A 5729-nucleotide genomic window follows, 5' to 3' on the forward strand; every position below is an offset into this window, starting at 1 on the left:
ACGCAACAGCCCGATATGTCGTCGGGTCGTTTGTGAAGGGCGGCTTTCAGGGGCGGTCTCGGGTGGGTGAGGCCTCGCCTAGGAGCAGTGCCCCTCGGCGCGGGCGACGTCGGCGACGGCTGCTGCGACGGCCGGGGCGACCCGGTCGTCGAGCGGGCTGGGCACGATCCGGTCGGCGCGCAGGTCGTCGGCGACGACCGAGAAGATGGCCTCGGCCGCAGCGATCTTCATGCCCTCGCTGATGCGGCGTGCGCCGGCGTCCAGCGCGCCCTTGAAGACGCCGGGGAAGGCGAGCACGTTGTTGATCTGGTTCGGGAAGTCGCTGCGACCGGTCGCGACGATCGCGGCGTACTTGGCCGCGGCCTCCGGGTGGATCTCCGGGTCGGGGTTCGACAGCGCGAAGACGATCGAGTCGTCGTTCATCGAGGCGATGAGCGGTTCGGGGATCAGGCCCGCGGAGACGCCGATGAAGACGTCGGCGCCGGCGAGGGCCTCGACCGCGCCGCCGGTCAGCCCGCGCGGGTTGGTACGGGAGGCCAGCTCGGACTTCGACTCGTTGAGTCCGTCACGTCCCTGGGACACGATGCCCTTGGAATCGAGCACGACGACATCGGAGATGCCCACTGCCAGAAGGATGTTCGCGCAGGCGACGCCGGCGGCTCCGGCTCCGGAGATCACGACCTTCAGGCCGGCGAGGTCGCGGCCGAGGTGGGTCGTCGCGCCCTTGAGGGCGGCGAGGACCACGATCGCGGTGCCGTGCTGGTCGTCGTGCATGACCGGACAGTCGAGCGCCTCGATGACGCGACGCTCGATCTCGAAGCAGCGCGGCGCGGAGATGTCCTCGAGGTTCACGGCCCCGAAGCTCGGGCGCAGCCGGATGAGGGTTTCGACGATCTCGTCGGGATCCTGGGTGTCGAGGACGATGGGGATCGAGTTGAGTCCGGCGAAGCTGCGGAACAGCGCGGACTTGCCCTCCATGACGGGCAGCGAGGCGCGGGGGCCGATGTCGCCGAGTCCCAGAACCGCCGAACCGTCGCTGACCACGGCCACCAGACGGTCGGTCCAGGTGTACTTGTTCACCAGAGTGGCGTCGGTGTCGATCGCGCGCGACACCTGGGCCACACCCGGGGTGTAGGCGATCGACAGGTCGCGCTGCGTGTCGATGGGTGCGCGCAGCTCCACCGAGAGCTTGCCGCCGACGTGGGCCAAGAAGATCTCTTCGTCGGTGATGGGGTGATCGGCGATTGTGGGTTCGGTGTAGGGGGTCTCACCCATACGTGTGTCCTCCGTGCTCGTCACGGGTCCTCCTGGAATGCCGCGAAATGTGCGGGTTGCATCGTCTCGCCGGCCACGCTGCCCGCGAGCTAGAAGTGATCCGCATCGACGCGAGCGAGGTGTGCTCAGCGGAGGCGGGCCGGGCGCGTGTGAGCGGGGTGACGCTCGTTACGGCCGGATTAAGTGTCTCACCGTCTGGGATCGGGACGGAAGGTGGGTCGGGCCAGGTGAGGCACACAATGTTCATTGGTAAGGTACAACTTGTGTCTATGTTGCATGCGACTTCCGAATCCGCTGCTGAGCGGGTATATGCCGAGGTCAAAGAGCAAATTCTCACAAACGAGATCGCCGGCGGTGAGCTGATCAGCGAGGGTGAGATTGCCGCGAGGTGCGCGGTGAGCCGTACTCCGGTGCGGGAGGCATTCTTGCGCCTGGAGACGGAAGGCTGGATGCGTCTCTACCCGAAGCGCGGTGCGCTCGTGGTGCCGATCGGCGACCGCGAGATCCGGGACGTCGTCGACGCGCGTCTGCTCCTCGAACGGCACGCGGTGCGGTCCGTCGTCGCGCGGCCGGCAGCGGTCATCGGACTGGCGGCCCGGCTGCGCGACAACCTGGCCGCACATCGCCGGGCCGACGCCGCCGACATCCAGGAGTTCTCGCGCATCGACGCCGAGTTCCATCAGTTGATCGCCGCAGCCGGCGACAATCCGTTGCTCTCGGCCTTCTACGTGACCTTGGGGGAGCGGCACCGTCGGATGACGACGGCCTCGGTTCACCGGGACGCGGGGGTCGCCGAGCGAATCCTCGACGACCACAGCGCGCTCCTCGGCGCCATCGAGGCGGCCGACGCCGACCGATTCGACGAGCTGCTCGCCGGGCATCTCGTCGCGGTTCACGATCTCCCCGGGCACGACCTTCCCGGGGCGCCGGCGTGAGCGCCGATCGCGCGCGCTTCGGGTGGCCGGCCGTCGCGCTCGCCGTGTTCGCCACCGCGTGGGGCGGCAACGAGTTCACCCCGCTGCTGGTGATGTACCGACAGATCACCGATCTGTCACCAGTGGTGGTCGACGCACTGCTCTTCGCCTATGTCCTCGGCATCGTGCCCGCGCTGCTTATCGGCGGTCCGTTGTCGGACCGGCTGGGCCGCCGCCCGCTGATGCTGCCCGCCCCGCTGTTCGCGGCAGTGGGGTCGGGGCTGCTCGCTGCAGGGTCGGAGTCGGTGGCACTGCTCACTGCCGGACGGGTGTGCAGTGGCATCGCACTGGGGCTCTCGATGGCCGTGGGCGGGAGCTGGATCAAGGAACTCTCCGACCGCGACGGCGCGCGAACGGGTGCCGGCGCGAGTCGCGCGGCCATGAGCCTCACCGCCGGGTTCGGTGTCGGCGCGGGGGTGGCCGGCGTGCTGGCGCAGTGGGGGCCATGGCCGCATGTGCTCCCGTACCTGGTGAACATCGCGGTCGCGGTGATCGCCGCGAATCTCGTTGCACTGGTGCCGGAGACGCGGCCACGGCAGGCCTCGCCGGGACGGTTGCGCGACGACCTGCGCATCCCGGCCGCCGGCCACCGACGCTTCCTGTTCGTCGTGGTGCCGCTCGCGCCGTGGGTCTTCGGAGCCGCCGCCTCGGCGTACGCCGTGATCCCGGCACTGATGTCGGCGCGGACCGCGGGCGCGCCCATCGCCTTCGCGGGGCTGTGCTGTGTGCTCGGTCTCAGCGCGGGATTCGCCATCCAGTCCCTCGGCCGCCGAATCGACGTGCCGGGCAGTCCGCGGGGCGTGATCGTCGCGCTCGTCGTGCTCGTCGCCGGCATGATCCTCGCCGCGGTCGCGGCCCACGTGCTGACGGTCTGGGTGTCGCTGGCCGCGGCGACGCTGCTGGGGTGCGGCTACGGCATGGCGATGATCGTCGGCCTGCTGGAGGTGCAGCGAATCGCCGGACCCGACGATCTGGCCGGGCTCACCGCCGTCTTCTACGGCGTGACCTACCTCGGCTTCGGGGTTCCGGCCGTGCTGGCCTGGATCTCGGAGAGCTGGGTCACGATCACCTACCCGATCATGTTCGGTTTCGGTGCCGTGGCCGCGGCCGGAAGCCTGATCGTCGCCCTCCTCGGACATCGACGCTGGGGTTCGGTCGACGACCCCGCACATGGTGCGGCGGTTGCGGCGACCGAGAACACCGGAGCCGTCCGGGCACGGTGACACGACGGCCCGGCGCGGCCACCCGGTAACCTGCTGGGAGTTTGGTCAGGCACACCCGGGCAGTGCGGCCGCGGGTGCGATGGGGAGTGCAGCGGGTGAGTGTGGAAAGGCGCGGGCGATGATGCTTGGTGCATGGGTCGTCGTCGTGTCCGCGCTCGTGCTGATCCTTCCCGGCGCGTTCGTCGGCCGGCGGATGAATCTCCCGTGGCCCGTGGCACTGGCCGCGGGCCCGCCCATCACGTTCGCCCTGGTCTCCATCCTGACGGTGCTGTATTCGATCGTCGGCTTCGAATGGAACGCCGTGTCGGCGCTCGTGGGCCTGGTGTTCGCGGTCGGGGCCGGCTGGATCTACTCGGCGCTGCTGGTCACCCGCTGGGGTGAGCGGCTGGCGCCGGAGCCCGACACCGCCGGACCCCGTGTGGGACGGACCGCGACGGTGCGGGTCGCCGCGGGTCTCGGGCTCGGCGGACTCGTCATCGCCGTCACCTGCATCCGACCGGTCGCGACGACCGCCTTCGCCGGTCTCGGCAACATCTCGCAGGTGTGGGATTCGTTGTGGCACGCCAGCTCTCTGCGCTGGATTCACGAGACCGGCATCGGTTCGGCCATGCGCATGGGCGAGCTGATGAACTACGACACCCAGGGCTTCAACTACTACCCCAACACCTGGCATGCGCTGGGGGCGTTGCTCTTTCCGCTGACCGGCGCCGACCCGGTGGAGCTCTACAACACGTATTCGCCTGCGGTGCTGGCGGTCACCGTGCCGCTCGGCGTCGCGTCCCTGGCGTACTGGTTCGCGCGGCACCGGTACGACGTCGACTCGGCCGCCCTCATCGCGGGCACCGCGGGAGCGCTGAGTGCGCTGTTCCCGTCACTGCCGTATGTCGAGGTGCAGCTGACCTCCGTGCCCAATGCCGTGGGCGTGAGCCTGGCGCCGGTCGCTGCCGTACTCGTGATGAGCGTGGTGTCGGACCGATCACGCGTGCTGCCGGCAGCGCTGGCCGTCGCCGGTGTGACCGCCACCCACCCGTCCGCCCTGATCGTCGTCGGCGTGATCGTCGGCCTCTGGTGGCTGTGTGAAGGTCTCTGGCGTCCGGTCGCCGGGCGTCTGCGCGATCTCGCGACTCTGGCCGTCACGGCGGTGGCGACGCTGGTCCTGATCGCACCGGTGGTGCTGGGCACCATCCGGGTCGCCGACACCAACGAACTGCCGTTCTTCGATTTCCGCGAGGACACGATCGGGGTCCTCGACGGGCTGGTCAAGGGGGCGTTCAACGGGACAATCCCGCTCGAGCTCGAGCACTTCCCGGTCTGGCCGCTCATCGCGGTCACCCTGCTCGGTCTGATCGCGCTCGCCTGGTTGCGGTGCTGGGCCGGCTTGGTCGCCTGGTTCGTGTTCGCGCTGGTCACGGCCAACGCAATGGTGTCCCTCGGTCCGCTGTCATATCCGCTCGGGGTGATCGGCGGCTACTTCTACAACTCGCCGCATCGCCTCACGTTCGTCGTAGCGATCATCTCGGCCGCGGCCGCGGGTGTCGCGCTCGGCGCCTTGGCGCTCGGCGTCGCCGGGCTCGTCCGACGCCGTGTGGCATCTGATGACATCGGCGATCCGGAACCGGGCAGGGCAACGTCGGCGAAGGCGCGCTGGCTGGTGGCCGCGACGTACGTGGTGTTGCTGGCGCTGATCGCCGGTGCCGCCGTTGTCCGGTATCCGCCGAACGCGCAGATCGCGTCGAAGGAGCGGGGCGGCAAGTACGTCGGCCCCGACGACCTCGCCGCCTATGAGTGGCTGGCCGCACAGCCCGACGCCCAGGACGTACTCGTCCTCAACAACCTCGACCAGGGCACCGGCTGGTTGTACCCCGTCACCGGTGTCACGCCGATGTTCCCCTTCTACCGGGCCAACGAGTTCTCCGAGCGGCAGCGCGACGTGTTCTGGGGCGTGTCGGAGATCGGCGCCGACCCGGCGATCGATCAGATCGTGCGAGACATGAACGTGCACTACGTGATCGACTCGCCGCCGAGCTACTGGGAGTTCCAGCGCGGTGTGCCCGACCCGGCTCGCGGACACCAGGGAGACCCCTTCCTGGCGCTGCGGCAGCACGGCGCACCCGGATTGACCGAGGTGTTCCGTCGCGGCGACGCGGTGATCTACCGCGTGAACGACCTGGTCTACCCGCCGCCCGCCCCCTGATCGGCTGCTGCTGCCCCCCGAAAGAACGACGGACCCATCGGCCCCCCGCCCCCTGAGGTGCGA

Annotated in this window: 4 protein-coding genes; 3 read left to right on the forward strand and 1 reads right to left on the reverse strand. The window is 69.5% G+C overall.

What is annotated here, in order from left to right; translation table 11 throughout:
- Positions 1-78 precede the first annotated feature (78 nt).
- Positions 79-1275 (reverse strand): NAD(P)-dependent malic enzyme, encoded by a 1197-nt coding sequence (locus AMD30_RS23960; protein ID WP_014925177.1) that lies wholly within the window; start codon positions 1273-1275, stop codon positions 79-81.
- A 269-nt stretch (positions 1276-1544) separates the two neighbouring features.
- Between AMD30_RS23960 and AMD30_RS23965 the strand changes: the two genes are divergently transcribed.
- The 3 genes from AMD30_RS23965 (at position 1545) to AMD30_RS23975 (ending at position 5666) form a co-directional block, all read left to right on the forward strand.
- Complete coding sequence (locus AMD30_RS23965) at positions 1545-2210, forward strand: GntR family transcriptional regulator (protein WP_055477335.1); 666 nt, start codon at positions 1545-1547, stop codon at positions 2208-2210.
- Complete coding sequence (locus AMD30_RS23970; RefSeq protein ID WP_055477336.1) at positions 2207-3472, forward strand: MFS transporter; 1266 nt, start codon at positions 2207-2209, stop codon at positions 3470-3472. Before AMD30_RS23965 ends, AMD30_RS23970 begins: the two co-directional genes overlap by 4 nt.
- 118 nt (positions 3473-3590) lie before the next feature.
- Entirely contained in the window at positions 3591-5666 is a 2076-nt protein-coding gene (locus AMD30_RS23975) for a DUF6541 family protein (protein ID WP_055477337.1), read from the forward strand.
- Positions 5667-5729 lie beyond the last annotated feature (63 nt).

Origin of the sequence: Gordonia sp. HS-NH1, from assembly GCF_001418765.1 — a bacterium.
Taxonomy (GTDB): domain Bacteria; phylum Actinomycetota; class Actinomycetes; order Mycobacteriales; family Mycobacteriaceae; genus Gordonia.

Coding starts and splice junctions, on each gene's coding strand:
- AMD30_RS23965 (WP_055477335.1), top strand. CDS start 1,545: ATGTTGCATGCGACTTCCGAATCCGCTGCTGAGCGGGTATATGCCGAG.
- AMD30_RS23960 (WP_014925177.1), bottom strand. CDS start 1,275: ATGGGTGAGACCCCCTACACCGAACCCACAATCGCCGATCACCCCATC.
- AMD30_RS23975 (WP_055477337.1), top strand. CDS start 3,591: ATGATGCTTGGTGCATGGGTCGTCGTCGTGTCCGCGCTCGTGCTGATC.